Raw genomic sequence first — 24,784 nt, 5'->3', positions numbered from 1 at the left:
CCGCGTGAGCTTCCCGCCCTTCGACATCCGCTGCCTCCCGGTAGTGATGGCCCGACCCGAACCCGAACCAACACCAGGAGCACCCCGATGACCGAGCCCGGATCAACCGCTACCGGCACTTACTAGGCCGCTGGCCTGCTCCACGAGGAGCCCGCCCCGTGACTATGGCGCCCGTCGACGAGGACGAGGCCGGGGGAGCCAGCGAGCTGGTCGTCCCCGCGGCTGACGGGCCCGTCGCGCGCCGCGGGGAGCTCACCGCCCGCGCCGAGGACCTCGCCCGCGCCAGCCGCGTCGACTCCACCTGGACCGCCTACACCCGCAGATGGCGCCGCTTCACCATCTGGTGCGCCGAGCACGACGAACCCGCCCTGCCGGCCGAGCCGATGACCATCGCCCGATTCCTCGCCGACCTCGCCGCGCAATGGCGCCCTGCGACCCCCGCCGACCCGGTCGAGACGATCGTCGAAGGCCAGGTCCTCGTGCGAGCTGGGCTGCGGCCCTCGACGTGTGAGGGGTATCGGGCCGCGATCGCGGTCGCGCACCGCCCCGCCGGGCACGACAACCCCTGTGACGACGAACGCGTCGCCCGCGTGCTCGCTGGGATCCGACGCCAACGCGGCCTGGCGCCCGTTCGGCGCCGCACCGCCCTGCGCCCCGCCCAGATGCGACAGCTCCTCGCCCCGCTACGTCCTGAGGAGGACCTCGCCGACGCCCGCGACGCCGCGATGCTGCTCATCGGCTGGAAAGCTGCCCTGCGCACCGACGACCTGCACCGCCTCCAGCTCGCGGACATCACCGTCGACCACGACGACACCGGCCACGTCGGCGGCCTCGCCGTGCACCTGCGCCGCTCGAAGGCCGACCAAGCCGGGAACGGCACCACCCTCGGCATCACCACCACCGACGACGACCTCGACGCCATCACCGCCTGGCGACGCTGGACCAATCTTTTGCGCGCCCACGGCATCATCGCCGGCCCCGCCTGGCGCCCCGTCGACCGCCACGGCAGCCGCCCCCGCGCCGCCGCCCTGTCGACCCGCTCCATCCGCGACACCATCACCCGCCGCGCCGAAGCGGCCGGGCTCGACGGCGACTACGGCGGGCACAGCCTCCGCCGCGGGTTCGCCACCACCGCACTCGCTGGCGGCGCCGCTTACCACGCCGTCCAGCAACACGGCCGCTGGCGCTCGCCGAGCTCCATGGCCCCCTACGTCGAAGAAGCCCGCCGCTACGACGACACCAATCCCACCCGCCTCATGGCTGGTTAGGCATCGCGCGCCCGGTCCTCCTACAGACCCGTCGGCGGGTTGTCGATCAAGCGGCTGAAGAATTCTTCGAGCGTTCCGCGACCTCCATCGGCGTCACGGAACTCGGCGCCGCCGAAGCGGTAGACCTCGTAGCCGGCGAGGCGCAGGCGCCGGTCCTCGCGAACCATCTGCGCGTAGCGCGAGGTGCTGGCTTTGCCGTCGCTAGTGGCGTAGTGCTGGCGCCCGTCGACCTCGATGACGACCCGGCGACGACCAGGCAGCAACAGCAGGAAATCCATGCGCTGGCGCCAGACCACGTCCGGTCGCCGTTCGGGGTCGGGTCGCAGATAGGGGTCGTAGTGCAAGTAGACCTGCGGGAGCAGCGCCGCGGCCGCATCGCCATCGGGTAAGCCGTAGCGACGGGCGTAGGTCCAGAGCACCATGCGCTCGGGGCCTTCGTCGAGTGAGTCCAGCAGTCGCATGTAGAGGTGGTGACCGGCGACGTGGAGGTTGGTTTCGTGCAGCTTCTCGGTGGCCCACCACCGGACCAGCGCGCCCCAGGTCAAGCCCTCCTCGGGTAGGGGCCGGTCGTAGATCAGGCAAGTGTGGCCGTTCTCGGTGATCTCGAGCGTGTTGGCCAATGCGTCGCGCAGCACGATCTTCGGCTTGGAACCGTTCGAAGCGAAGATGAGGTTCCTCAACTCTCCGGCAACGCCCAGCGCGCCCGCGCGGTCGACGAGGTCCTGGAGGTCCTCGTCGTCCCACTCCGCGAGTAGGGCGCGAGCGATCGGCACCAGCTCGTGTAGTCCGAGCAGGTTCAGCCGGGCCTTGACGTATCCCCGCTTCGACCGGCCGGGCTCTTCGCCTTCTCGCTGAGCTGCGAGCCCCAGGCGTTCGCAGAACTCGGCGAGGTCGTAGTCCTTGACGTGGGACCAGAGCGATTCGGCGATCGCCTCGCGCATCGGCTGCGGCTTCGGTGCTCTCGCCACGGCGACCAGTGTGCCTGCCGCCGTGATCGGCACCCGGTTCGCGGGTCAGCGACGTACCGAGCTCCGACGCGGACAGGCCGATAGGCGCAGCCCGGGGCAGAAGCCCAGGAACTGCGTTCTAAAGCTCATGATCATGATCTTCGGGTGCAGCACGAAGTACAACGATCGCGCCACCTTCGTCAACCCTGAGTTGCACTCTCACGCTGCGCTCGTCCGTCCACGGCTGTTGATCGAGGAGCTCCTGTCCGTTCGCGACTCGCACGGGCGATAGATGTATCGCTGCACGTCCAGCCGGGACCGCTACGTCAGCAATCTCGTAGGTGTAGTCCAGCACTATGAAGAGAACGGCCATGGGCTCGCCAGTTAGAATCCAGCTCTCCCAGTCGTTCAGCGAGGCCAAATGGATATTGGTCGTTAGCTGCGACGTCTGAAGTCGGACCTGACGTCCGGTGAAGTACCGATAGGCCCTATCAAGTTCTTGTATGTCCGCATGGGAAAACTGCTCAGGAACGGGAAATGGTGTACCGCTTTCTCGTTGGATTAGCTCCAGTTTCTCGACTGCATCGACGAGTTCCGGTTCGATCTGTAGGTGGTCCGAGTCGAGCGGGCGTCGCTCGAGCACTGGTTCCCGGCCGAGTTGGAGCGCTATCGAGTTCGGCTGGCGTAGCTTCTCCAGGAACTTGAGGAGCGCGAGCAGGGGGCCGGGTAGGAGGTCCGGTGCCTGACGGCTCCGGATGCCGAGGTCCGCCTTTAGGGTCAACAGGTCGAAGCTCAGCTCGACGCGGACCGAATTGGTCGGGTCCGCGCCGGTCAGGCGGGCGCCGGACTGTCCTCGTCGTCGTTCCGTGATGAGGATGGGCAGCGTGGCAAGGCGGGTTCCTTCGGGGTCGTAGATGTGAAGCTGCGCGGTGAAGCGCACCTCCTCGGGTTCGGCTCCGGCCAGCGTGATGGTCGAACCTGTGACGTACTGGGAGAGGCCGAAGATGTCGTCATTGAGTCCGATCTCGCCCGTCAGTTCAGCGGGAATCTCGACCTCGTCGCCGAAACGCATGTAGTCGCGAAGTCGCCGGGCGACCTGCTGGTCGACGTCGCTCGATGAGAGTCGGATGCGGCCGGTGAGGAACACGGGTCTCTCGCGTTCGGCGCCGAGGTATCGGGGGTATACTTCTATTCTCGTGCGATCGTGGTCCACGATCACGCGGGCTCGATAAAACGGCTCGAGGTGGTCCAGCTGATCGGCGAGTCGTTGCAGGCGAGCGAGCCCGGTGGAGACGTCGTCGCCCACGTACTCCTTCTCTTCGGCGATCTCGCGCACGATCCTCAGGGCTGCTTCGTGGCCGTCCTCGAGGAAGTACCGCCGGACCCGAGGGAGGTCGGCGCAGCGCGCGTTGAGCCAGGTCCTGCCGTGCCAATGCAGGGGGAAAGAGTAGTTCGACCTCAACCCGTCGAACCATTCGAGTTCCGCGGGGGAGTGGTCGATGGGCACGACCAGGGACCAGCTAGTGGGTTCTAGTGCGGCTGCTCGGTGCAGGCTGCGCTCGACCTGGGCGCGACGCCCCTTGTCTGTGGAGAGGCGGCCGGTGAAGCTCTTGAGCTCGTAGATGTCGAGCCGGTCGTTCTCACGGAGCTGCACGTCTCGTCCCCCGTCACCCCCGGAACCGTCGATCCTCTCGGCGTGCGGGTGGAGGTTGCTCAGCAGCACGGCGACCATGTCCTCGTACACATGGACGATGTGCTCCCAATCGACCTCGGTCACGAGGCCTCCAGAACGTCCGATGTCGTCGGCAAAACCCCATCAGCGGACGGGCCCGGTGACTGAGGGTCTCGGCGTAGCGGCTCTGTCCCGCCGGGTGGCAAGGGGTGCCTCAAGGAGCGCCAGATCACCACGATCGTGCTCCGTGCAGCATCCCGGGGTGTCGGACCTCGTAGAGGTCCGGGCCGAGCCCTTCCGAGTGCTCTGCGATCAGGTCCTTCCAGTCGGCGGGCCAGCGGGTTCGCGAGGACCACCGCACGCCTTCCAGATTGAGTCCGGTGAGGTCGGTGGCGCTCAGGTCCGCGTCGGTGAAGTCGAGCGTCATGGCGTCCAAAACATCGAGCAGTTGATGCGTCGCAACAGAAAGGGCATTCGTCATTGGACTCAGGATGAAGGTCAGACCCGAGACATGTGGAGGAACAATCACGCAGCTAGCGGCGTCGCTGTCGACGGTGAAGCGCATGTCGAGAACCTCGTGTCCGAGTGCCTCGGCCTGCTTCTTCAGGGCGCTGCGGATCCCTGCGTGCTTGCCATCCGCGACGCTGGATCGGAGGCGCTCCTCGGGGACGCCTCCAATCCTGCTCGCTGGGTACCAGGATTCGATCCAGTCGAGCAGTCGCGCCATGAGATCGGACCGGGGTAAGGAGCAGGACAGCACGCCGGCGTTGCTGGTGAACTCGCTGTATTCCCCGACCTCGTCGAGCCACAGCACCTCAGCCTGATGGGTCGCCGAAGGGGACACCTCCTCGAGAAGCCGGAGCGTCTCGAGGAACCGGTCGAATTCGGGGTGGGTGCGAACGCGCAGGCGCGCGCCGTCGGTGTCCCCGGAGCTATCGCGCACCGTGCCGACGAAGCCGGGGCGCCCCGTGGAGACCGACGAACGGAACAGGGCCGCCAGCGGCGTGGACGTGGCGTTCTCCTCGCCCAGTAGGCCGGTCCGGCGATCGGCGACGCCGATGTCGTGGTACTCCCGGGCGAACGGGGGCATGGCTGCCGGGTCGGCGGCGATGATGTCCGCCAGCCCACTCGGGATGTCCAGGACGGCGGTTGCGTCCCGGACGAGGCCGTCATGGTGGGCGCGGCCGACGATGTCGTCGAGGCCGGCGTCGAGATCGAGCAGCCCGCCGAGTCCGGCGACCGCCGCGTGGTGCAGGTCGAGGTCGCGCACGAGCTCAGCGTGCTCGGCGTCGCAGTGGAGGTTCGGGACGTCGTCGGTGGGATCGCGCGGGGTCACGGTCGGCCTCCCTGTCGGGCGTCGGGCCCCGGGTGCGGGGCAGTCCGGTGGCTGTTCTCGTCGTGCTTCTGGTCGGACTCTCCCGCGCCCTCGCCGCGCGGCGCGGGCGCGACGGGACAGCGGCTCGGGTTACCTGGCGGTCGGCTGCGCGGCGCCTGGGGAAGCAGCTCGGCGACCGAGTTGCGGGCGTGGCGCAGTGTGCTGCGCACCGTCGCCGCGGTAAGCCCGAGGTCGCGGGCGATCTCGGTGGGGGTCGCGCCGTCGTAGGTCGCCGCGAGCACCTGGCGTTGGCGTCGGGGCAGGGTGGCGACGAGGTTCAGGGACTCGGCGCGGCTTTCGAACTCGGCGATGTCGTCGCGCGCCCGTAGCAGCGCGTGGCTCGCGGGCGCGTCCTCCAGCGAGGTCTCGGGACGGGCGCGGGAGGCCCGGGCGTGCCATTCGCGGGCGGCGACGGTTCGCGTCCAGGCCACCGGGTTGGTCAGGGGGGAGAACCGCTCGTAGGCCTTGCGCATGGTCTCCTGCGCCACGTCCGCAGCGTCGTCCAACGAGGCGCCGAGGTAGCGCAGGAAGACGACCAACTTCGGTGTTCGATCCCGGTAGAAGTCGGAGAACTCGAGGATGGTATCGCGGTCGGGCGCGGGCGTGCCGGAGCTGGTCTCGCCCGCTGACATCGGTCCGAGCTGCGTGAGGTGGTCGACCACGCAATCGAGGTCCGGCTCGGAGAGCAGGTCGTCGAGGGCACCGGCTTCGTGCGGGTGGACCTCGGCCTGATCCCCGGTATGGATCACGATGCCGTAGAGCCGCTGCGGGCCCTGGGGTCGCGGGACCGAGTCATCCCCGGGCGGACCCGGGTCGCCGGTCGCGCCGTTCACGCCGCGCCGTCCACCGGCCGCACGACCGGTGAGGTCGCCGTGCATCCCGGCAGCCGGTCCCGGGCGAAGAGCAGCAGCCGGTCCCGCTCGGCGGCGAGGGCCTGCGTCCGGACCGTGGTGTCGGCCTCGATCCGAGCGATCGCTACCCGGGCCTGGGTCAGGAGGCGGGTGCGGCTCAGCGACCAGGCAGCCACCTGGCTCCACGCCAGGACAGTCAGGACCAACAGGTCGTCGGGGGTGGGGTGCATCGGAACCTCTCGGGGGGAGCGCGTCGGAGTCGTACGACACCTAGAGGCGCCGACAGTCCGAAGCGTGCAACGTTCCCGAGAACTCGATTTCTGGGGGTCGGTGTCGCGCCGGAGGGCCCCGCCGTTCCGGCTGCATGGCGGTACGCTCCCGACGTGGCAGCCGACCCGTCGCCGAGCATGCACCCGTACCTGGGTCGCGGGGCGTCGGTCGGCGCGATCAGCACGTCGCTGCTGCCCGAGGACCGCGCCCGGTTCCACGAGGCGCTCGACGCGGCCCGCTGCGCCGGCGACACCGAAGCGGAGCAGGTAGCGCTGGAGCGGTGGCGCGGGATCGCGCTGCTGCAGGCAGACCCTGACCGCTACGCCGCGACGGTGCGCCGGATCGCCGAACGCAAGACCGGGCGACCGGTCCCGCGGGACGAGCCGTTGTCGGTGACCCGGCGAACTGCCGGCCTGTAGCCGGTGTACGAGGTCATCACCGATCTCGTCGACGACCTGGTCGCGGACCTCCCCGCCGAGGCCCGCGCCCAATTCACGAAGGTGGTCGAGGCCCTCGCGCTGACTCCGCTGGCCGGGTTCTTCACCGACCCCGACCAGCCCGGCCAGTTCCCGACGCTGCTCTGGCCGATGGAGACCAACCAGGGTTACGGCCAGGTCCTGTACACCGTCTACCACCGCCCAAACGAGGTCGTCCTCGACCCCGCCCGCGCTCTGGAATCTGACCGCGTCGTCATCGACGACATCGTCTGGATCGGGTAACCCGCGACCTCGCCGGGAGGGCGCCACCTAACCGAGACGTCGGAGGTGTGCCCGGCTCGGGCTACGCGCTTCGCCCGGTCACTGGACGACGATGTCGTTGCGACCTCGAGCTCGACGCCGAGGGCCGGCTCGTCCAGCCGGGCGACTCGGCAGCTGATCAACGCCGCTCCCGCGCGTAAGAGATCGATCTGAGCGAGGTCAGAGGAGCTGGACCTCGACCGCATGGTCGAGGCGGCACAGCCGGTCGGGGTCGGTGGTCAGGACCGGCCATCGGCGGGTGCGGGCGATGTGCACGACGTGGCCGGCGAGGACGTCAACGACCTCGACCGGTTCGGCGTCGGCAGGCTGGGTGTGGGCGACGCGCTCGAGGAGCTGCTCGACCGCAGCGGCGGTGGTCGTATCGAGCTCGCCGAGCACGACCCAGGGGTGCCCGAGCAGATCGGCGAGGTCGGGTCCGGCATCGGCACGCAGCGCGCGGGCCTCGGAGATCGCGAGGCTCGGCAGGTAGAGCGGGATCCCCGCCGTGCGGGCGACGTCGATCCAGGTCATCACGGAGAGCCGCCCACGGACCAGGGCGACGAGCGCCGAGGCGTCGAGGACCTTCCCGCCGAGGGCGGGTCCGCTCACGCCGCGGAGTGCCGCGTCGAGCTGGCGGTGCCGGTGGAGGTGGGGTCGTCGGCGACCGGGTGCCGCGCGCGGACCGCGTCGTCGCCGGGCCACTCCAGCCCGGCGGCGGTGTAGGTGCGCCGGTAGTCCTCGAGCGACGGCGCCCCGTGGCGGGCGACCATCCGGGCCATCACCGACCGCGCGACGGTGTCGTCGGAGGCGCCCTGCGCCGCCGGCGGCGGCACCTGAGGCGTCCCGGAGCGGCGCATCGGGTCCTGGTCCACGGGATCACGGTATCGCGACCGGCTACGCCGCGGGCACCCATCGGCTGACGGTGCACCCGTGCGGGCACCTCGGTGCGCCCGCACCGATCGTCCGGTTCGGCGCCGGCGGTGCGAAGATCCCGGTGCGCGGCGCTTGTGCCCCCCACCTGCGCCGCGCGGTCCGGCGCCCGGCCCCCCTGGGCGCCGGACCCCTGGGGCCGCGTCGGGGTCTCGGGCCGGTGCGGCTGTCCGGCTGCCGTGGTTCGCCTGCCTGTGCGATCGCGCGCATCGAACATGTGTTCTAACGTCGGTGGGGTGCGTCCGATGTCCGCGCGAGCCCGCGCCGTCCGCCGCGCCGAGGGCGAGCGGGTGATCCGCTCGGCGGCGCTGTTGCGCGACGGGGAACCGCTGAGCCCGCAGACCCGCGAGGCGCTGGCCGATCTGCTCGAGCACCTCGGCGGCCCGGCCTGCGAGGTCGCGGTGACCACGATCTTCGACCGGGCGGTGCGGGTGTCGCAGTGTCTGTGGGAGCCGCACCGGACCTCGGTGCTCGACGCCCCACCTCCGAACATCGGCGGTGGGCTGCCCAGCGACGCGGCCGCGCGGCGTCGCTCGCTGTAGGCGCCAGGTCGACCCCGAGTCGCTCGCTCTCACGGCGCCCGGGTTCAGGCGTGGGGTCAGGAGCTGGGGAGGACGACCCAGGCGGTCGGCCACGGGGTGGGGTGTTCGGGGTCGGTGACGACGTCGTCGCCGACCCGGACCCGGCCCTGGGTGATCGCGGTGTTCGCGCGTTCGTCGCTGATCCCGGCCGAGCGCATCCGCTCGGCCAGCGTCGCCGCCCGCGGCATCGGCTGGTCGTATTCGATCACGTGTTCGATCATAGGTTCGGTCGGGGAGTCGAGTTCGGGCCGACACACCCCCGTCCGCGTGACGACGGCCGCCGCCTTGCCGCTGTGCGACTCCCGGGTCGGCCTCAGGCGTCGGGGAGGGGTTGGTCGTCGAGGCCGAGCATGGCCAGAAACATCCGAGCCTCCTCCACATCGCGGGCGGCGCCGGCGACGGTGAGCGCAGCCCGGCGCTGCGCCACGGCGTCGACGTCGGGCGCCGCGGGGCGGCTCTGGCCTTCGTCGGGGCCGGCACCGGGGCCGCTCGGGTCGGGGGAGGGGCTGCTCACCGGCTCGGTGTACCCGCCCCGGCTCGACCTGACGGGAACCGACCTGAAGACAGGAACCGGCAGTGGCTGTCGGGGCCCTGTGCGATCGTCCCGGCAGATCAAGCGTGGCGGCCGGTGGCTGGCGGGTCGTCGTCAGGGCTGGGGGACAATCATGCGGGTGAGCGCCGAGCCGTCGCAGCGCCCTGCGCAGGCGGGGGAGCTGTGTACGTGCGGGCGGCTCGCGGTCCTGGTGTTCGAGGGCGGCCGGTTCGGCGACACCGGCTACTGCGGTCGCAGCGACGGCGGCGACCGCCCCGACGGGGTGTGCGTGTTCTGCGGAGACGAGGTCGACCACGCGCACTACTGGGCCGCGGAGGCCCGCGCCGGCCGCGATGGACCGGTGGTCGAGGACGGGGAGGCCCAGTCCGGGCGTTGCCCGCTCTACCGGCTGCGCCTGGCCGACCCGCTCCCGATCCTGGCGCCGGGCTCGGTGCGCCGCTACGACCCGGCCGCCGACCGGCTTGCTCGCGCTCCGCGGCGTCTGCATGTCGAGCTCAACGCCATCGTCGACGACGCCCTGCGGGCAGCGGGGCGCCCGCAGCTGACCGCGGAGCAGTTCGACCGGCTGGACGTGGGCCACGAGATCGCGGCCGAGCAGGTCCTCGAGGAGCTCGCCGCCCACGGCGACCGGGCCGCGGTCGTCCTCGCGGTGAACGTGGTGACCGAGTCGGTCGACGAGCTCGAACTTGAGGAACTCGCGGACACGATCTGGCAGGTGGGAGAATCGGACTTCGTCGCCGGGGTCGCCGACCACTGGGAGCAGACCGATCCGGTCGACCGGCCGCTGCTGGTGCTGCGCCACCTGGTGCGCCGCCGGATCAACCCCGAGGTTCCCGCCGCCATCCACCGCACCTGGTGGGCTTGACCGCCGTTCCATGGGCGGGTGGTTCGGCGGGGTTGCTCGAGAGGCGACGGCGACCCGCCCTCCCCGACAGGGAGGAGCAGGCTGCCGCCGCGCCCGTCCCGGGTCGGTGGGACGGGTCGGGCACCGCGGTCCCTGGCGGGGGACCGATGGGTTGGCCGGCGCCCGCCGCCGATCCTCACACGCAACCCCCGGTCCCGGGCACCCGATCCTGGCGTTGGTGCTCCTCCCCGCAGGACCGCCGCGTGTGGCTACGGGGAGGTCAGGCTGCCTACCGGGCCGGTCAACGGTGGGGGCCGGTGGCGGCGGTACCAGCGCAGGATCCACAGGTGCGCGACCAGGGTGTAGCCGGTCAGCCCGACTAGCCATACCGTCATGAAGATCGTCCCGCCCGCGCTGGTGGCGTTGATCGATCCCGGGGCCAGCGCGGCGACGGCGAGGATGATTGTGACGAGCGGGGTCTCCAGCCATCCAGTGCCCAACGCGGGGCGCAGTCGCTGCGCGGCGAGTATCCCGAGGTAGACGACGAGGTCGAGCGCCGCCAGGACCGTCGCGGCCCGTAGCCACGGCGAGGCGAGCGGGTCGGGGATTGGCCCCGCGGCCGCGGTGTGGATCAGGGCGGCGGCGGCGATCGCGGTCCACGACGCGCGCAGCAGGTAGCCCACGCTCACCGCCCACTTGAGCTCCGGCGCCACGTAGGCCCGCTCCCCGGGCCGCGGCCCGACACCGTCGGGGTAGGGCTTCTCGCGGACGGTGCGGCGCCAACCGGTCATGGGTTGTCCATGGAGCGGTAGAGCGCGAGGGCGTCGTCGTTGAGGCGGGCGCTCCAGCGGTCGTTGGAGGCCAGCCGATAGTGGCTGCCGACGCCGATGACGTAGCCCGCCCCGGAGGTGGGGTCGAGGTCGGTGAGCACCGGGCCGCCGGAGAACCCGGCGGTCATCTCGCAGGCCATGCCCCACGATCTCGCGCCGGCCGGGTCGTCGGTAGCCGCCGCCGGGGCCGAGCAGCGCCGCAGGGTGGTCCCGTCGAACGGCTCCTCGCCCGGGTAGCCGAGCAGCGTCACCGGCGGGGTGTTGGCGGGCAGCGAGAACGAGATGCCCTGCGCCCCGGTCACCGCCGCGATGCTCTTGCCTTCCTGCGGGGCCAGGCGCAGGAACGCCACGTCGTGCGACCAGTCCTGGCCCTTTGCCCAGCGCTGGTCGACCGCGACCGAGTCGACCTTCCAGCGGCCGTAGGGGGCGCGGCGCCGGTCGCGGCCGGGGACGAACTCGAGGTCCTGGGCCCACTGCCCGTCGAGGAACACGCAGTGCCCCGCGGTCGCGAGCACCGACCCGGACTTCGATGCGACGACGGTGGCGGTGCACGCCCCGTCCTGCCCGTCCTCTGTCCCGAACAGCTGCCCGACCGCCGACCCCGCCAGCCCGGCGTTGTAGCGGTCCCCGGAGGCGTCCGCGGCCGGCATCGGGGCGCCGCGGACCGGGCCGGTGCTCGGGTCGAGCACCACCCGCGACTCCGCCACCGCGACTGCAGAGGCGGCCGCGGCCGGAGCGCTCGCCGCCGCCGGAGCCGGTGAGGTGGCGGGCGCGAGGGCGATGGTCGCGGCGAGGACCAGCAGGGTCGACCTCGGAACTCGCGGCACATCCAGCAGACCCGGCCGCCCCCACCCGAGGATCCCGACTGTGGCCCACGACACACTGTGTGTCGAGCTCGGGTCACCGGGTCGTCGTGCTCGTCCTAAGCTCGGGATCGCCCCATCCCATCGGGGGCTACCGGTCCGGTGCAGGAGGTCGCCGACCCGTGAACACCCAGACCACCGTCAGCGTCTCCGCCGCCGCCGCGCCGCGGCGGGCCCGCGGACCGTCCTCGGCTCGCAGCGTCGAGTGGGTGGTGCAGCGAGTGGTGGCGTTGCTCGAGGACCATCAGATCGGGACCGGGCCGGACGCCGCCGCCCTCGAAGAGCTCGCCGTCGCCGCCCGGCGCGCGGGGCTGGGCGCCCACCGGGAGCGGGCGCTGCTCGCTGGCGGCACCGCCGAACTGCTCATCACCTCCGATGACGACGTGCCGGACGGCCAGGACAGCCAGGACAGCCGCCGCGGCCTGGGCGGTGGGGTGGCGGTGGTGGTGGCCGATCACGGCGCCACCGATGCGCTGCGTGGGCGGTTGCGCCGCCTCGGGGCGCACCGCGAGATCGCCGCGGTCGTCGTCGCGACCACCCGACCCCGCCACTGCGCCCTGAGCGCCGAGGTCCGGCAGGTCCCGGTGCATGTCGTCGTCTTCGGCCGCGACGACCGCTGGCGCCCTGGGTGCGCCACCTCGGCCGGCGCCGCCGGTGGGGGGCGGTGTGGCGGCGGGCCGGGTTAGGACCAGCCGCGGGCCACCGCGAGCAGGCTCAGGCGCCGGCCGCGGCGGCGAAGCTCCCGCCAGGTCCTCCAGGTCCGCATACCGGCCACCCTGCACCCCGGGACCCCGCAGGCGCACCCCCGCAGGCTCCTCGGTCGACCGGGACGATCAGGTGGCGCCGGCGGTGTCGGGTCCCAGGCCCTTCCAGGACGGATGGCGCAGCAGCCGCCCGGGCCGGTGCTCGCGGTAGGCGACCCACCCCTGCAACGACGGCCGGGAGAATCGGGCCGAGGCCGGCAGGGCCGCGGTGTTCTCGGTGAACGGGCAGGTCTCGACCGCGAGCTCGGCCAGCCGCGCGACCAGGTGCGCGTGCTCGGCGCGCGACCAACCGGTACCGACCTCCCCGACATAGGTCAGGCCGCCGTCGGCCGTTGGGGTGCCGAGCAGCAGCGCCCCGACCCCGTCGGGGTGGCGGGCGCGGCCGCGGGCGACCCCGGCCACTGTGAACAGGCGCCGTTCGGTGAGCACGGTCTTGATCCAGGCCTTCGAGCGGCGACCGGCGGCGTAGGCGGCGGTCGGGCGCTTGGTGACGATCCCCTCCACCCGTTGGCGGCGGGCAACCTCGAGCAGCACCGCCGGGTCGGTGTCGGTGAACACCGGCGAGCACACCAACCGCGGATGAGCCTCCAGTCCGAGCCCGTCGAGCAGCGCCCGCCGCTCGTGCAGGGGCCGGGCGGTGAGGTCGACGCCGTCGAGGGCGAGCAGGTCGAAGGCCACGAAGTTCACCGGGCTCGCCGCCACCCGCGACGGAGTCGCCGTGCTGCGGGCGCGGGCCTGGAGGCGTTCGAAGTCCGGTAGCCCGCCCGTCCCAGGGGCGACGAGCTCCCCGTCGAGCTCGACGGGCCGGGCGCCGAGGACCTCGGTGATCGCGGCGGTGATCTCCGGGTAGCGGTCGCTGACGCGGTGCCCGCCACGGCTGGTCAGCCGCACCCCGCCCGGGCCGCTGCTGACGTTGGTGCGGTGCCCGTCGAACTTCCACTCGATCCACCGGTAGTGCGCCGGCGGGTCGCCGGCCACGGCGAGCATCGGCCGGTGGGTCGTCACCTGACCGGTCTACCAGCGCTCGGCCAGACGGGAACCCCGCAGCGGGCGAGGACACTGATCCGGGTGCAGCTACGGGCCTCGGAGCTTCTCGGCACCGACATCGTCGCGCTCGCGATCTGGCCCGACGACCACGACAGCCACGCGGGCGAAGGCGTCGTCGGGATGCCGGTGGAGGCCCGCTGTGTTGACCTCGCCCTCGCCGCCGCCCTCGAGGACGTCGTCCAACGCACCGACTCCGACAGCGACACCTGTCGCCCCGAGCAGGACACACAGGAACGCGCCGCCCGCGGACTGCTGCGCTGGCTGGTCTCTCGCGCTCAGCGCCACCAACAGGGTTAGGTCTCGGTCGGTCCGCCGGCCCCGGCGGTCGGGTCGAAGGGAGGTGAGCGGTTCCAATGGCGTGGATCGACCCCGACAACGAGGCGCGGAAGCACGGCTACATCACCGACCCGGCCCAGGAGCGGGTAGCGACGCGAGCGATCCTCAGAGGCGTTCCCCTCGAGAAGATCCTTGAGCAGTTCGGGGCGCTGCCGCAGGGACTCATGGTGATCACCCGGGCGTCCGAGACGGACGCCCACGACCATGAAGAACCCCCGCCTCCGACGAGATGATGACCGCCGACCCGTCGGCTCGGGATGAACCCGACGCGGGCGGGTGGATCGGTCAGTTACCGCCGCCTCCGCCGCCTGGGTGGGCGCTTGGCGGCAGGTGGACGTCGCCGAAACCGCCGGGCCCGACCCGTGCGGGGAAGGTCTCCTCGACCGGGCGCCACTCCGGCCCGTCGGGCTCCCAACCCCGGCCGAGCAGGGTGTGGACGTCGAGCAGGTGCACCAGCCACAGACACAGCAGCACCGCATCGATGTCCAGGTCGGGTGGGGCGGTGAACTCCCAGCGCTTCGGGCGCCGCCGGGACCGCACGACGTATCCCGCGTTGTCGTCGTCGTCGTCGACGAACGTGCGTCGTGTCGGTCGTCCCCGCGGCGTGAGCCGGCGGGTGCGCGCGGCGCGGAGCCACAGCGTGTGGGTCGCGGTCGGCACCACCCAGTCGTCGAGGTCGAGGCGGCGGTAGGCGTGTGCCCCGGCGACCGGGCGGCCCTGGTCGCGGTCGAACAACCGCAAGACCACCGCCGGCACCTCACCGGGCAGCTCTGCTGGCACCACCGCCCGGCCCTCCTCCCCGTCGCGGTCGGGGTCGGTGTCGAGGTCGTCGGTGGTGCCGGTGCGGTGCTCGAGCAGCAGGACCCGCCCGGCCCGTTCCTGGCCGTCGGCGGCGGTCTCGCGTAGCTGGAGCCGGCGGGCGCGGCGCGCGGCCCGCGACGGGCGTCCCATCGGCTCGTGGGGCTCGTCGGGTCCCGGGCGGTGAGCGACCACCACCGGCATCTCACGGCGCCGGACGGGCGTCAGCCGGTACAGCCGGGCCCAGACGACGTCGACGTCGCGGACCTCGGCGAGGGCCTCGGTGTCGTCGTCCGGCCACGAGCGCCCCAGCCCCACCAACTCGACCCTGGTCCCGGGCGCCGGGCCACCGACGAGTTCGAGGTCGGGGCGGTCGGCCCGCGTCCGGCGCCACCCGAGGACCGCCGCTGCGGACAGCGCGAGCATCACGGCGACGACCGCCTCGATGAGCAGCGTCGACCCCACCCCGGGTGGGGCCAACAGGTCGACGGCGAGGGCGACCAACCCCGCGAGCAGCGCACCGACGGCGGGCACGGGCCACCAACCACCGTCGCTGTCGCTACTGGCGAGCACCCGCAGCCCCCTGTTCGACGTCGACCATCCCGCGCCTCGATGTGCCCCGACATGGTCCACCCCAGCGCGGCACCCGGCGGTCCGAGCGCCGAAGGAGGGCCAGCAGGATGAGCTCATGCGGAAGCTGGGGGCGACGGCGGGGGCGTTCGGAGCGCTGGTCGGGTTGGCGGCGGCGGTGCTGGTGCACGTCCTGCCGTTGGGTCAGATCAGCTTCTTCGCCTACGTGCCGGAGCTGGGCCCCGGCGGGTTCATCCCGAAGGCGAGCTTCGAGCTGAACTGGTTGCCCTCGCTGTGGGCGCTCCCGCTGCTCGGTCTGGTCCTCGGCGTGCTCACCGGGACCGTCGCGCACCGGATGGGCTGGCGACTGCAGCGTCCGGCTGACCCCTCCACCGGCGAGAGCCCGGGTCTGACAGCTTGATCCCGCCGAGCCGGCTAGCTGTCCTTGAGCTTGGGGAGGTTCTCGGGGCAGTAGATCGCGGTGGCGGCGCCGATGATGAATCCGGTGTTTTCCGGGGTCGGCCCGCCGAGGGCTTCTTGCAGCTGCTCGGCGAGCGCGGACACCGTGACCCCGGAGTCCAGGGCCTGGCACACCGACTCCGCGACCGTGGTGCGGGTCTGCTCGTCACCGACCTGGAGGTTCTTGCTCGCAAGCGCCTGGGTGAACGCGGCGTCGCGTTGGGCGGGGTCCAGGCGTGGGGCCTGTTCCGGGGACGGGATCGTCGCCTCGGTCCCCGCGGGTTCGCTCGTGGGGGTTGCCGGCGGGGCGGCGCGGTTCGCGGTGGGGGCGGGCGCGGAGCCGTTGCCGCAGCCGGCGGTGCCGAGGGCGAGGAGCACGACCAGGCAGCCGCCGAGCACGGTGCGGGCGACGGCCGGGCGTGCGGTCGGGGAACGCATCGGTGCGGGTCCTCCTGGAGGTGAAGACCGGGGGTCCGGTCAGCTGATCCGGTCGAAGATCGCGTAGTTGCCGGCGGGGGAGCGGCCGCTGTCGTTGTTCAGCCAGGCGGTGACCGGCCCGACCGCGACGTCGTCGGGGAGGTCGATGGTGGTGACGACGCCCTCGATGATCCCGCCGGGTGGGAGCTCGGTGTCGTCCTCGAGGATGCTGACGGTGCGGGCGGGGACGACGCTGGCCCGCACGATGCAGGTCGCGGGGTCGATGCCGCGGTAGGCCGGGGGCGGGTTGCCGTTTCCGGTGGGCCGGCTCGGGTCGTTGACGCAGTCCGAGGCGGCGATGAAGCTGCCGAAGCTCTCGTGCACCGGCGCCAGGACCGGGGCGCCGCCGAGCCCGACCCAGATGGTGGGGGCGGCGCCGTTGGAGTTCAGCGGGGACGGGGCGCCGCGGTCCTGGGCGTCGTTGCGGATTACCAGCGGGGCGGTGAGGAAGTGCCGCCCAGGTGGGGCGGAGCGGGTCGCGGCGCCGCGGGCGGAGACCGCGGGAGTGAAGGGGCCGACCCCGATCGAGTAGCGGTAGCCGCCGCGGGTGAACTCGAACGTCGGGTCGGGCAACGCCGGCGCCGCCGGTCCGGCCGCCGGGGCCGGAGCGGCGGGCGTGGCGCTGGAGACGTCGTTGCCGTCGGCGAGCAGCCGGGCGAGCAGCACGAGCACGACCACGAGCAGCGCGGCCACCGCGGCGAGGAGCCACGGCGGCGCCTGACGCCACCACGGCACCCGTCGCGACGCCGGGCCCGCTCCGCGCCCCGCGGCCGTGGGGGCCCAGCCGGGCGGGACCGCCCCGTAGCCGGTGCCGGGGTCGGTGGGCGGATCGACAGGGTCGGTGCCGCCCGGGTCGTGGTTGCGCGGATCGTGGTCGCGCGGCTGGTGCTGGGTCACGCCTGGTTGCTCCTGATCGTCGGCGGCACGGTGGATCGGTCGCGGCGGGTCAGTAGCGTTCGGTGGCGATCGCCGTGGCGGGGACGGCGAGCCGGTCGAGGGCGGCCAGCGCCCCGGTGATGACGGCGTCCGGCCCGCACACGAAGAACCCCAGCCGCCCCAGACCCGCAGCACCGCTGGTGTGGACGGGGTCGTGGCCGGGGAGGTCGGCGGCGAGGACGTCGCGGAGCAGGGCGGGGTCGATCCAGCGGCCGTCGAGCCAGGTGACCTCGAGGCGCAGCCGCTCGGCCAGCGTGTCGAGCTCGGCGGCGTAGGGGCGGGCGGGCGCGGAGACGACAAGGCGGTGTCGGCGGTGGTCGCCGGTGTCGGCGAGGGTCCGCAGGATCGACAGCATCGGCGCGATCCCGGAGCCCCCGGCGATCAGGATCAGCCCACCCGGCGCGGTGGTCGAGCTCAGCGCGGCGGCCGGGTCGACCGTCTCGGCACGGTCGGCGGTGAAGGCGCCGTGCGGGCCGTCGAGGTAGACCGTGGCGCCGGGGGTGAGCGCGACCAGGCGGCGGGTGAACGGCCCGGTGGGGCTGATGGTGAACTCGAGGAAGCGCCGTTCGCAGGCCGAGGAGGCGATGGTGAACGGATGCTCCCCGGCGGGGCGGGGCCAGCGGGTGCGGCGCAACCACACGAACTGGCCCGGGGCGAACCGCAGCCCGTGATCCGGGCCGGCGGCGGGGACCAGGCGCAGGGTGATCAGCCCGCCGGGTTCACGCCGGGTGGTGTGGATCAGCATCGCCCGCGCCCGCCCGGGCCGCAGCAGCCACCGGACGGCGAGGACCGCGGCGAGGGCGGCGGCGAGCAGCACCGTCCACAGCAGACCCGCCACGGTGTCGGGAGTGTGCATCCAGATGACGTGCAGCGCGGTCACGGCAGCGACCGCGGCAGCAGCGGTGACGTGCAGGGCGCGGCGGACCCGGTGGGGCAGCAGCCGGGCCAGCGGCCGGGAGAACACCACCGCGGTGAGGAGCAGTAGAGCGGTGGCGGCGAGCCCGGCGGCGATCGGGGCCGAGGCCCCGACCGGGGTGAGCAGGCCGACGCTCGTCGGGCTGGTGGCGACGACGACCCCGATGTGGACCGCGACCGCGGTGAGCGCGCCGTAGCCGAGCAGCCGGTGCCAGCCCAGCAGCGCCGGCCACCCCGCGGCCCGGCTCAGCCGCCGCGACCGCGACAGCACCGCCACCGCCAGGGCCAGCGCTCCGACCCCGGCGACCGCGGCGTAGGACGACAACGCCTTGAACCCGGCCGGGGTCGCCGGGGACCACCAGGTCGCCGCCAGCGGCACCAGCAGCGCCACCCCCACCGCGGCCGCGACCCAGCCGCGGGGCAGCCCACCTCCGGACGGGCCCGTCGCCGGGGGCTGCGGGTGCTGAGCGGTGAGCGGTATCAGGGCGGGGTCCCCGGGAGGGGGGAACAGTGACGCCGGGGCGTCGGGCACCCGGTCCGGGTCGAGCGGCGCGCCGAGGTCCTCGGTCAGCCCCGCCGCCGGTGGCGACCCGGCTGGCGGGAGCGGGCCGGAGGAGTGCTCAGCCGCCCGCGGATAGCTGGCCCCGAACCCGCCCGGAGTCGGCGGGTCCGGCCGGGCCTCGGTGGGGTGGGCCTCGGTGGGGCGGGCTTCGGTGGGTGGAGCTTCGGTGGGTCGGGATGGTGCCGCGGCGGCGGCTACGCGCGCGAGTTCGATGGTGAGCTCGGCCGGCGTCGGGGGCAGCGCCACGCGGAACGCAGCTGGAGGGCTAGGCGGGCCGAGCTGGGGGTGCGCGGCGGTGAGCGCGGCCGCCGGCGCCCGCTCGGGCGTGATGCGCTCCGCGGAGACGTGGACGGGCAGGGGGCGGACGGCGGCGGGGTCGAGGGCGGGCAGGTCGATCAGGCGGGGCCGGGTCCAGTGCGTCTCGAGGTCGACCGGGCAGCGGGCGATCCCGAACCCGAGCACGAGGCCGAACACGACGTGCCCGAGCAGCGAGAGCGTGATCGTGGTCGGGGTGAGCGGGAACATCATCTGCTGGCCGCGGCTGGTGAGGGCGACGGTGGCGATCAGCCCGCCCCAGGTCGGGCCGACCGCGAACAGCACGGCGGCGGTGACGACCATCCGTTGCCCGAGGTGGCGCAGCCCGGTGGCGGCGGTGAGGACCACGAACACCACGCCGAGGCCGCCGCCGTCGCCGGCGTAGCGCCACACGTAGCCGGCGACCCCGCCGAGGACGAGCTGGTCGGGGTCGAGGTCGAGCAGCCAGGTGCCCATGGTGGGGATGAAGTCGGCCCACCAGCCCAGCAGCGCGACGGTGTCCAGGCGTACCAGGTCGTACACCGCGGTCGCGGCGATCCCCCAGCGCAGCCCGACGGTGATCAGCCGGTCCTCCGGGGTCGGGGCGAACACCGCCAGACAGGCCAGCAGGATCGTCGCCGGGACGATGAGCAGCCCGGCCGAGAGGTGCATCGGGGACACCCCGGCGACGTGCGCGGTGATCGCGAGCAGCGGCAGCGCCGCAAGCACCAGGTGCGCCCCGACCCGCGGGGTGATTGCCCGCGGGTCCACCAGCCCCAGCAGCAACCGTCGTCCCGGGGCGGGCAGCAGCGTTGGCGGCAGAGCCATCAGTGGCCCATCCCGGCCATGCCCGCCACCCCCGCCGAGCCGGTGGGCGGGTCGGTGGGGGTCTGGCCCCAGAAGCCCATGTCGGCCATCGCGGCGTCGTAGTTCTTCGCCTGCGGGACCTCATCGGAGAACCCGAGGCGTCCGGCGCGGGAGGTGTCCTGCCCGGAGTCCTGGGAGCAGCTCTTCGCGGCGTTGATGCAGTTCGCGCCGGCCTGAGCGCGGGACTCCGAGGACAGGTACTCCAGCAGGGCGTGGTCGGTGACGGGGTTGTGCTGCTGCTCGGGGAAGGAGTCGATCGCATACGAGCGGCCGGGCAGGTCCTGGTAGCCCACGGTGATCCGCAGCGCCGGCACCGGGGTCTTGTCGGTCGGGCACTCGCCGTCCTGGTCGGGATAGGTGAGGTGGTCGGTGTGGGTCTTGGAGTCGAGGTCCTTGCCGTTCCAGCAGGACGGGAAGTCGTACACCCGCTGCATCTGGTCCCCGGCGGGGCAGGCGATGTACTTGTCCGAGACCCGGTCCGGGCTGCTCGCGCACGCGAACTTCGCGTTCGAGCCCTTGCCGGTCGAGGCGGCCTTCGCCGAGCCGGTCACCAGCGTTATGTTCAGCGGCATCGGCGACACCGCGCGGGTGCCGTGGCCGTGGAGGGTGTAGTCCACCGCGGTCGGCTCGATGAACGAGCCGACGTTGCCGTCCAGCGACCCGCCGTCCTGCCCGACGTCCGGGCCGACCCCGGCCAGGTCCCGCATCACCGGCCAGAAGATCGGGGACTTGTCGCCGTTGGTGCAGGTCGTCGAGGACTCCTCCAACGTGGACTGGTCGGTGCCCGACGCGGCGTTGGTCGAGTTGTTGCCCGCGTAGTCGTGGGTGTGCTGGGCACCGTTGCGCTTGCCCGGGGCGATGATGAAGTTGTCGGAGTTGTGGTGATCCGACAGCGGGCAGGAGAACGAGTAGGAGCCGCCGGAGAACTGCCCGCCCTGCCCGACCTGCTGGTTCGAGGCCACCTGCGAGACGTCGGTGTACTCGTCCGCGCCGGCCCTCCCCGCCTTGTCCCGCCCCGGGAACTCCCCGCCCCCCTCGCCACCCTTGTCGCCGCCCTCGCTGTTGTCCCCGGACCCGGCACCGTCTCCGGAGTCCTTGCTCCCGTCGCCGCCGGCGTCCTTGCTCTGGTCGTCCTTCGACTTCGACGACGAGTCGTCCTTCGAGTCCCCGGAGCCGCTGTCCCCGGAGCCGTCCTTGTCCTTGTCCTTGTCCTTGGACTCGTCGTCGCCCGCGGCGAGCGCCACCGCGGCCGCTGAGGTGGTCGAGCCGGGGCCGGTGGTGTGGGCGAGGACCGCGAGACCGGCGACGGGGACCCCGACGGCGACCAGCAGCGCGGCCACCACGACCAGTGCGAGCCGGGCCCGGCGGGGCAGCACACGGTCCGGGCCCCGTCGTCCCGCGCTCACGGCTGGGTCCTGCGAGCCCAGCCCGCGCGCCAGCGGCGCAGCCCGGGGTGGGGCAGCGGGCGATGTGGGGAGGACAGCACCGGGCAGTGCGCGGCCCACCAGCCCGCGGACAGGGCGTCGCGGTGGTCGGTCGGTGGGGCGAGGTCCCAGGTGGCGGCGCTGGTCACCAGCAGCACCGACCCCGCGGTGATCGCCTGCTCCCAGCTGCGGGCCCCGACCCGGTCGACCCGCCGGGCGGGCAGAGTCATCGCGATCCCGCGGATCGCGCGTTCCCCGTCGCGGCCCCCGGCCGCGGGGCGGACCAACGTGGCGGCGGCGGGTCCGGTGACCGCGATCGCCACCCCGGGATCGGTCGCGCCGACCAGCTCCCAGTGGGCGGGGTCGGTGACCAGCCGGAACCCGCGCCACGCCGGTGGCTCGCCGGGGTCGGCGGCCCAGGCGGCGAGCGCGTCGCGGGGCACCCACAGCGCCGGGCCGGGCAGCAGCCGCGGGTCGAGCTCGGTGCCCAGGGCGCCGGGCAGCATCTCCACCGCCAGCGTGGCGTCGTCGTCGCGGACCCGCACCTCGTCCTCCCCGCTCACAGCAGCGCCGCCAACAGCACCGCGAGCACCACGGCCAGCACCCCGACCGCGACCGCGACCCGGGCCTCGAGGTTGCGGGGCCGCGCCGCCGGGCGACGCGCGGTGAACGCATCACCCGCGCTCGGCGCCACCGGCGCCGCGGTGCGCCGCGACACCGCCCGCGCATGCACCGACCGCGGCCCCGCCGCCGACGTCGACCCAGCCGTCCCAGCCGGCGACCCAGCCGGCGCCCCAGCCGGCGACCCGGCCGTCGTGGGAGCCGACGGGCCGCGGGGTGGTGGCGGGGGAGCGGCCGTGGGAGCGGCCGTGGGGGCGGGGGTGCGGGCGTCGCGGTGGGCGGCGTCGCGCAGCGCGCCCAGCAGAGCCCCGGCACTCGGTGGGCGCGCCGCGGGGTCGGCGGCCAGGGCGGCGGCGAGGACGGCGTCGACGGCGGCGCCGACCGCGAGGCCGGGCTCGGGGCCGGGCCGCTGGAGGGCACGGGCCGCGCTGGCGGACGGCGGGGTGGCGGTGAGGTGCCCGGCGATGACCTCGTCGACGCTGCCGCGGTACGGCGGGTGCCCGGTCAGGGCGGTGTGCAGTACGCAGCCCAGGGCGTAGAGGTCGGTCGCGGCGGACACGCGCTGGCCGCGCAGGTGCTCCGGGGCGGCGAAGGCGGGGGAGCCGAGGAACCCGCCGGCGGCGGTGGCCGCGGGGGCGGCGCCGCGGCGGGCCAGCCCGAAATCAGCGAGGAACAACTGCTCGCGCCCGCCGCTGCCCGGGGCGATCAGCAGGTTCGCGGGCTTGACGTCGAGGTGGACCAGGCCGTGGGCGTGCACGGCGTCCAGCCCCGCGGCGGCCTGCCAGCCCAGCGCCAGCGTGCGTGCGATCGGCAGCGGCCGACCGTTGATGACCTCGGCGAGGTCGTGGCCAGCGACATAGCGCATCGCCAGGTACAGGTGCCCGTCGATCTCGTCGTGGTCCCACAGCGGCACCACGTGCGGGTGGTCGATCGCGGCGATGTTGCGGGCCTCGTCGACGAACCGGGCCCGGAACTCCTCATCCGCCGCGAGCAGCGGCGAGATCACCTTCAGCGCCACCAGCCGGTCCAGGCGCACGTCGACCGCCCGGTACAGGGTGCTCATCGACCCGGCCCGCAGCACCCGCTCCACCCGGTAGCGACCCAACCGCCGCCCCGTCAGGTCCTCCGACGCGCCTGCACCGTCGCCGTCGTGCGGGTCGGGGACCGCCGCCGAGGGCGCCGCGATGATCTCTTCGGCGGCGGGTGGGGAGAGGTCCGGGCTGGTCACCGGGAACCCGCCGGACAGGTGAGACCGGCGCGGCGCGGAGCCGGGACGCGGGCCAGGACCTCGGTGATCGGGGAGAGCTCGCTCATCACCGCCTCGGCGGCCGCGAGCAGCTCCGGGGTACACGGCTCGCGGTCACCGGCTGCGGCCTGCAGCCCCGCCAGGACCCGGGCGTAGAGCTCCCAGTGCCACGAGCAGCCCGGGGAGAGCTCCTCGCCGTCGCCGCGACCGGCGACCGCGAGGTCCGCGGCGGGGTAGGTCGCGCTCATCGACGGTCGGCGGGGCCGGCGGGCCGGGCGCCGGTGCCCGGCAGCGTGGTGGTGCCGGGCAGCAGCGCCGGAGTGCGGCGGCGGTGATGATCGAGGCGGCCGGGGCGGGCGAAGTCGTCGGCGACCAGCGCGGCGAGCTCGAGCACCGCGTCCCGGGTCCGCGGGGCGAGGGTCTCCAGGTCGATCTCGGCGCCGTCGGCCAGGTGCGGGTCGAACGGCACCCGGATCACCGCGCGGGTGTGGGAGGCGAAGAACCGCTCGACGGTGTCCAGATCGACCGCGTGGTTGCGCGCCCCGACCCCGGTGATCACCGTGACCGAGCGGGCCACCAGCTCCCGGTGCCCGTGGGCCTCGAGCCACTCCATCGTTGCCTTCGCCGAGCGGGCCCCGTCGATCGAGGCGGAGGTGATGATCAGCAGACTGTCGGCGACCTCGACCGCGGCCTGCAGCGCCGAGTGCAGCAGCCCCGTTCCGCAGTCGGTCAGGATGATGTTGTAGTGGGTGCTCAGGAGGTCGATCGCGGCGTGGTAGTCCGCGGCCGAGAACGCCTCCGAGGTCGCCGGGTCCGATTCGCTCGCGAGGACTTCCAGGCGTGCCTTGGACTGCGAGGTGTAGGCGCGGATGTCGGAGACCGTGCGGATCTGCGCGGCGTCGGCGAGCAGGTGGCGCACCGTCGCGGTCGTCTCGCTTGGCAGCTTCTCGGCGAGGTTCCCGCGGTCGGGGTTCGCGTCCAGCGCGATCACCCGGTCCCCGCGCAGCGAGGCGAACGCCGACCCGAGCAGCGCCGTGGTCGAGGTCTTCCCGACCCCGCCCTTCACGCTGACCGCCGCGACCCGGTAGCAGCCGGCGAGGCGCTGGTTGACCCGCTCGACCATCAACGCCCGCGCCCGGTCGGCCTCCGAGGCGCCCGGGTTCACCAGCCCCCCGGTCAGCGCATAGAGCGCCGCGCGCCACCCGGTGCGCGGCACGTCCTTCGTAGGGCGCAGCAGCGCCGCCGACGAAAGCTCCGCATCCAACGGCCGGTCCCCGGACCGGTCCCCGGGACGCAACCCGACGCCCTCGCCGGGTCCGCCCCACGTGAGGTCTCCCGCGGTCGCCGTCGACCCCGACCCTGGGTTCGGGTCCGGCTCCGGTGTCCGGGGTGGTTCCTGGGCGACGTGCTGCGTCGCCTCGGCCTCCTCCCCGACCGAGCCCGCGAGGGGCGCGGACCCGGTCGTGGCAGGTCCCGGCGCGGACTCCGGTGCCACCGGGGTCTGGTCCGGGTCCGCCGCGGTCTGCTCGGCGGCGGGCGGGTCGAACGGGTCCCAGCGTGGGCCGGGTGCGGTCACGGGATGGCCGTTGGTGTGCTGCTCGCTGCTGCGGGCGGTGGTCATCGGGTCCCCTCCTGGCAGCGTGTCCATCTGCGCTGTCAGAACTAGAGACTCGCCAACTGTCCCGAATGGATCCCCGGAGCCGGGAAAAACTCGGCGCCGCTCCGCCGTCAGCCCCCCGCAGCCCGG

Annotated in this window: 30 protein-coding genes; 9 read left to right on the top strand and 21 right to left on the bottom strand. The window is 73.4% G+C overall.

Annotated elements, in window-relative coordinates:
• The first annotated feature begins 164 nt into the window (after nucleotides 1-164).
• Entirely contained in the window at nucleotides 165-1,268 is a 1,104-nt protein-coding gene (locus LN037_RS29815; protein ID WP_230760337.1) for a tyrosine-type recombinase/integrase, read from the top strand.
• Nucleotides 1,269-1,288: 20 nt separating this feature from the next.
• Here the strand turns inward: LN037_RS29815 and LN037_RS29810 are convergent, their stop codons facing one another.
• The 5 genes from LN037_RS29810 to LN037_RS29790 form a co-directional block, all read right to left on the bottom strand.
• A complete protein-coding gene (locus LN037_RS29810; protein WP_230760336.1) occupies nucleotides 1,289-2,236 on the bottom strand; it encodes a putative endonuclease domain-containing protein in 948 nt (315 codons plus the stop codon).
• Nucleotides 2,237-2,354: 118 nt separating this feature from the next.
• A complete protein-coding gene (locus tag LN037_RS29805; protein WP_230760334.1) occupies nucleotides 2,355-3,992 on the bottom strand; it encodes a hypothetical protein in 1,638 nt (545 codons plus the stop codon).
• Between the two features lie 124 nt (nucleotides 3,993-4,116).
• Nucleotides 4,117-5,223: a hypothetical protein gene (locus LN037_RS29800; RefSeq protein WP_230760332.1), complete on the bottom strand. Its 1,107-nt coding sequence runs from the start codon at nucleotides 5,221-5,223 to the stop codon at nucleotides 4,117-4,119.
• Complete coding sequence (locus tag LN037_RS29795) at nucleotides 5,220-6,095, bottom strand: RNA polymerase sigma factor (RefSeq protein ID WP_230760330.1); 876 nt, start codon at nucleotides 6,093-6,095, stop codon at nucleotides 5,220-5,222. The genes LN037_RS29800 and LN037_RS29795 overlap by 4 nt, the downstream gene beginning before the upstream one ends.
• Nucleotides 6,092-6,343: a hypothetical protein gene (locus LN037_RS29790; RefSeq protein ID WP_230760328.1), complete on the bottom strand. Its 252-nt coding sequence runs from the start codon at nucleotides 6,341-6,343 to the stop codon at nucleotides 6,092-6,094. The genes LN037_RS29795 and LN037_RS29790 overlap by 4 nt, the downstream gene beginning before the upstream one ends.
• A gap of 153 nt (nucleotides 6,344-6,496) precedes the next feature.
• Between LN037_RS29790 and LN037_RS29785 the strand changes: the two genes are divergently transcribed.
• On the top strand, nucleotides 6,497-6,802 hold the full coding sequence (locus LN037_RS29785; RefSeq protein WP_230760326.1) for a DUF6247 family protein: 306 nt from the start codon (nucleotides 6,497-6,499) through the stop codon (nucleotides 6,800-6,802).
• Nucleotides 6,803-6,805: 3 nt separating this feature from the next.
• The gene (locus LN037_RS29780) at nucleotides 6,806-7,102 is read left to right on the top strand and encodes a hypothetical protein (RefSeq protein ID WP_230760323.1); all 297 of its coding nucleotides are present in this window, start codon (nucleotides 6,806-6,808) and stop codon (nucleotides 7,100-7,102) included.
• A 198-nt stretch (nucleotides 7,103-7,300) separates the two neighbouring features.
• Here LN037_RS29780 and LN037_RS29775 read toward each other — a convergent pair whose 3' ends face one another.
• The gene (locus LN037_RS29775; RefSeq protein ID WP_230760321.1) at nucleotides 7,301-7,729 is read right to left on the bottom strand and encodes a hypothetical protein; all 429 of its coding nucleotides are present in this window, start codon (nucleotides 7,727-7,729) and stop codon (nucleotides 7,301-7,303) included.
• Nucleotides 7,726-7,992, bottom strand: a complete 267-nt coding sequence (locus LN037_RS29770) for a hypothetical protein (RefSeq protein WP_230760320.1) — start codon at nucleotides 7,990-7,992, stop codon at nucleotides 7,726-7,728. The genes LN037_RS29775 and LN037_RS29770 overlap by 4 nt, the downstream gene beginning before the upstream one ends.
• A gap of 303 nt (nucleotides 7,993-8,295) precedes the next feature.
• Between LN037_RS29770 and LN037_RS29765 the strand changes: the two genes are divergently transcribed.
• Nucleotides 8,296-8,592 (top strand): hypothetical protein, encoded by a 297-nt coding sequence (locus LN037_RS29765; protein ID WP_230760318.1) that lies wholly within the window; start codon nucleotides 8,296-8,298, stop codon nucleotides 8,590-8,592.
• 56 nt (nucleotides 8,593-8,648) lie between these two features.
• Here LN037_RS29765 and LN037_RS29760 read toward each other — a convergent pair whose 3' ends face one another.
• Together LN037_RS29760 and LN037_RS29755 are read right to left on the bottom strand one after the other, a co-directional pair.
• Nucleotides 8,649-8,840 (bottom strand): hypothetical protein, encoded by a 192-nt coding sequence (locus tag LN037_RS29760; protein ID WP_230760316.1) that lies wholly within the window; start codon nucleotides 8,838-8,840, stop codon nucleotides 8,649-8,651.
• Between the two features lie 104 nt (nucleotides 8,841-8,944).
• A complete protein-coding gene (locus tag LN037_RS29755) occupies nucleotides 8,945-9,145 on the bottom strand; it encodes a hypothetical protein (RefSeq protein WP_230760314.1) in 201 nt (66 codons plus the stop codon).
• 157 nt (nucleotides 9,146-9,302) lie between these two features.
• On the opposite strand from LN037_RS29755, the gene LN037_RS29750 reads away from it, so the two are divergent.
• A complete protein-coding gene (locus LN037_RS29750) occupies nucleotides 9,303-10,049 on the top strand; it encodes a hypothetical protein (protein ID WP_230760313.1) in 747 nt (248 codons plus the stop codon).
• Between the two features lie 248 nt (nucleotides 10,050-10,297).
• Here the strand turns inward: LN037_RS29750 and LN037_RS29745 are convergent, their stop codons facing one another.
• Together LN037_RS29745 and LN037_RS29740 are read right to left on the bottom strand one after the other, a co-directional pair.
• A complete protein-coding gene (locus LN037_RS29745; protein ID WP_230760311.1) occupies nucleotides 10,298-10,819 on the bottom strand; it encodes a hypothetical protein in 522 nt (173 codons plus the stop codon).
• Complete coding sequence (locus LN037_RS29740; RefSeq protein ID WP_230760309.1) at nucleotides 10,816-11,685, bottom strand: trypsin-like serine peptidase; 870 nt, start codon at nucleotides 11,683-11,685, stop codon at nucleotides 10,816-10,818. The genes LN037_RS29745 and LN037_RS29740 overlap by 4 nt, the downstream gene beginning before the upstream one ends.
• A gap of 158 nt (nucleotides 11,686-11,843) precedes the next feature.
• Here LN037_RS29740 and LN037_RS29735 point away from each other — a divergent pair, with 158 nt between their 5' ends.
• Nucleotides 11,844-12,407 carry a hypothetical protein gene (locus tag LN037_RS29735; protein ID WP_230760307.1) on the top strand — a complete coding sequence of 188 codons (564 nt, stop codon included), beginning with the start codon at nucleotides 11,844-11,846 and terminating at the stop codon, nucleotides 12,405-12,407.
• A 147-nt stretch (nucleotides 12,408-12,554) separates the two neighbouring features.
• On the opposite strand, the gene LN037_RS29730 is transcribed toward LN037_RS29735, so the two are convergent.
• The gene (locus tag LN037_RS29730) at nucleotides 12,555-13,490 is read right to left on the bottom strand and encodes an ATP-dependent DNA ligase (RefSeq protein ID WP_230760305.1); all 936 of its coding nucleotides are present in this window, start codon (nucleotides 13,488-13,490) and stop codon (nucleotides 12,555-12,557) included.
• 63 nt (nucleotides 13,491-13,553) lie between these two features.
• Between LN037_RS29730 and LN037_RS29725 the strand changes: the two genes are divergently transcribed.
• Together LN037_RS29725 and LN037_RS29720 are read left to right on the top strand one after the other, a co-directional pair.
• Nucleotides 13,554-13,829: a hypothetical protein gene (locus tag LN037_RS29725; protein WP_230760303.1), complete on the top strand. Its 276-nt coding sequence runs from the start codon at nucleotides 13,554-13,556 to the stop codon at nucleotides 13,827-13,829.
• A gap of 56 nt (nucleotides 13,830-13,885) precedes the next feature.
• Nucleotides 13,886-14,101: a hypothetical protein gene (locus tag LN037_RS29720; protein ID WP_230760301.1), complete on the top strand. Its 216-nt coding sequence runs from the start codon at nucleotides 13,886-13,888 to the stop codon at nucleotides 14,099-14,101.
• Nucleotides 14,102-14,153: 52 nt separating this feature from the next.
• On the opposite strand, the gene LN037_RS29715 is transcribed toward LN037_RS29720, so the two are convergent.
• Nucleotides 14,154-15,200: a hypothetical protein gene (locus LN037_RS29715; protein ID WP_230760299.1), complete on the bottom strand. Its 1,047-nt coding sequence runs from the start codon at nucleotides 15,198-15,200 to the stop codon at nucleotides 14,154-14,156.
• A gap of 154 nt (nucleotides 15,201-15,354) precedes the next feature.
• On the opposite strand from LN037_RS29715, the gene LN037_RS29710 reads away from it, so the two are divergent.
• A complete protein-coding gene (locus tag LN037_RS29710) occupies nucleotides 15,355-15,657 on the top strand; it encodes a hypothetical protein (protein WP_230760297.1) in 303 nt (100 codons plus the stop codon).
• 14 nt (nucleotides 15,658-15,671) lie between these two features.
• Here the strand turns inward: LN037_RS29710 and LN037_RS29705 are convergent, their stop codons facing one another.
• The 8 genes from LN037_RS29705 to LN037_RS29670 are packed head-to-tail and all read right to left on the bottom strand — an operon-like array spanning nucleotide 15,672 to nucleotide 24,658.
• The gene (locus tag LN037_RS29705; RefSeq protein WP_230760295.1) at nucleotides 15,672-16,133 is read right to left on the bottom strand and encodes a DUF732 domain-containing protein; all 462 of its coding nucleotides are present in this window, start codon (nucleotides 16,131-16,133) and stop codon (nucleotides 15,672-15,674) included.
• Between the two features lie 39 nt (nucleotides 16,134-16,172).
• The gene (locus LN037_RS29700) at nucleotides 16,173-17,069 is read right to left on the bottom strand and encodes a hypothetical protein (protein WP_230760293.1); all 897 of its coding nucleotides are present in this window, start codon (nucleotides 17,067-17,069) and stop codon (nucleotides 16,173-16,175) included.
• A gap of 49 nt (nucleotides 17,070-17,118) precedes the next feature.
• Nucleotides 17,119-19,707: a hypothetical protein gene (locus tag LN037_RS29695; RefSeq protein WP_230760292.1), complete on the bottom strand. Its 2,589-nt coding sequence runs from the start codon at nucleotides 19,705-19,707 to the stop codon at nucleotides 17,119-17,121.
• A complete protein-coding gene (locus LN037_RS29690; protein ID WP_230760290.1) occupies nucleotides 19,707-21,152 on the bottom strand; it encodes a DUF1996 domain-containing protein in 1,446 nt (481 codons plus the stop codon). The genes LN037_RS29695 and LN037_RS29690 overlap by 1 nt, the downstream gene beginning before the upstream one ends.
• On the bottom strand, nucleotides 21,149-21,715 hold the full coding sequence (locus tag LN037_RS29685) for a hypothetical protein (RefSeq protein ID WP_230760288.1): 567 nt from the start codon (nucleotides 21,713-21,715) through the stop codon (nucleotides 21,149-21,151). The genes LN037_RS29690 and LN037_RS29685 overlap by 4 nt, the downstream gene beginning before the upstream one ends.
• A gap of 14 nt (nucleotides 21,716-21,729) precedes the next feature.
• On the bottom strand, nucleotides 21,730-23,019 hold the full coding sequence (locus tag LN037_RS29680; RefSeq protein ID WP_230760286.1) for a serine/threonine-protein kinase: 1,290 nt from the start codon (nucleotides 23,017-23,019) through the stop codon (nucleotides 21,730-21,732).
• Nucleotides 23,016-23,285 carry a hypothetical protein gene (locus tag LN037_RS29675; RefSeq protein WP_230760284.1) on the bottom strand — a complete coding sequence of 90 codons (270 nt, stop codon included), beginning with the start codon at nucleotides 23,283-23,285 and terminating at the stop codon, nucleotides 23,016-23,018. Before LN037_RS29675 ends, LN037_RS29680 begins: the two co-directional genes overlap by 4 nt.
• Nucleotides 23,282-24,658, bottom strand: coding sequence for a MinD/ParA family ATP-binding protein (locus tag LN037_RS29670; protein ID WP_230760282.1), 1,377 nt, complete (start codon nucleotides 24,656-24,658; stop codon nucleotides 23,282-23,284). The genes LN037_RS29675 and LN037_RS29670 overlap by 4 nt, the downstream gene beginning before the upstream one ends.
• Nucleotides 24,659-24,784 lie beyond the last annotated feature (126 nt).

This window comes from Actinomycetospora soli (assembly GCF_021026295.1).
In the GTDB taxonomy this organism is placed as follows: domain Bacteria; phylum Actinomycetota; class Actinomycetes; order Mycobacteriales; family Pseudonocardiaceae; genus Actinomycetospora; species Actinomycetospora soli.
This window is presented reverse-complemented; position numbering and strand designations above follow the sequence as displayed.

Bases quoted from the DNA above. Each gene is read 5' to 3' on its own strand.
- LN037_RS29815 (WP_230760337.1), top strand. From the start codon at position 165: ATGGCGCCCGTCGACGAGGACGAGGCCGGGGGAGCCAGCGAGCTGGTC.
- LN037_RS29695 (WP_230760292.1), bottom strand. From the start codon at position 19,707: ATGGCTCTGCCGCCAACGCTGCTGCCCGCCCCGGGACGACGGTTGCTG.
- LN037_RS29790 (WP_230760328.1), bottom strand. From the start codon at position 6,343: ATGCACCCCACCCCCGACGACCTGTTGGTCCTGACTGTCCTGGCGTGG.
- LN037_RS29675 (WP_230760284.1), bottom strand. From the start codon at position 23,285: ATGAGCGCGACCTACCCCGCCGCGGACCTCGCGGTCGCCGGTCGCGGC.
- LN037_RS29705 (WP_230760295.1), bottom strand. From the start codon at position 16,133: ATGCGTTCCCCGACCGCACGCCCGGCCGTCGCCCGCACCGTGCTCGGC.
- LN037_RS29765 (WP_230760318.1), top strand. From the start codon at position 8,296: ATGTCCGCGCGAGCCCGCGCCGTCCGCCGCGCCGAGGGCGAGCGGGTG.
- LN037_RS29670 (WP_230760282.1), bottom strand. From the start codon at position 24,658: ATGACCACCGCCCGCAGCAGCGAGCAGCACACCAACGGCCATCCCGTG.
- LN037_RS29745 (WP_230760311.1), bottom strand. From the start codon at position 10,819: ATGACCGGTTGGCGCCGCACCGTCCGCGAGAAGCCCTACCCCGACGGT.
- LN037_RS29720 (WP_230760301.1), top strand. From the start codon at position 13,886: ATGGCGTGGATCGACCCCGACAACGAGGCGCGGAAGCACGGCTACATC.
- LN037_RS29710 (WP_230760297.1), top strand. From the start codon at position 15,355: ATGCGGAAGCTGGGGGCGACGGCGGGGGCGTTCGGAGCGCTGGTCGGG.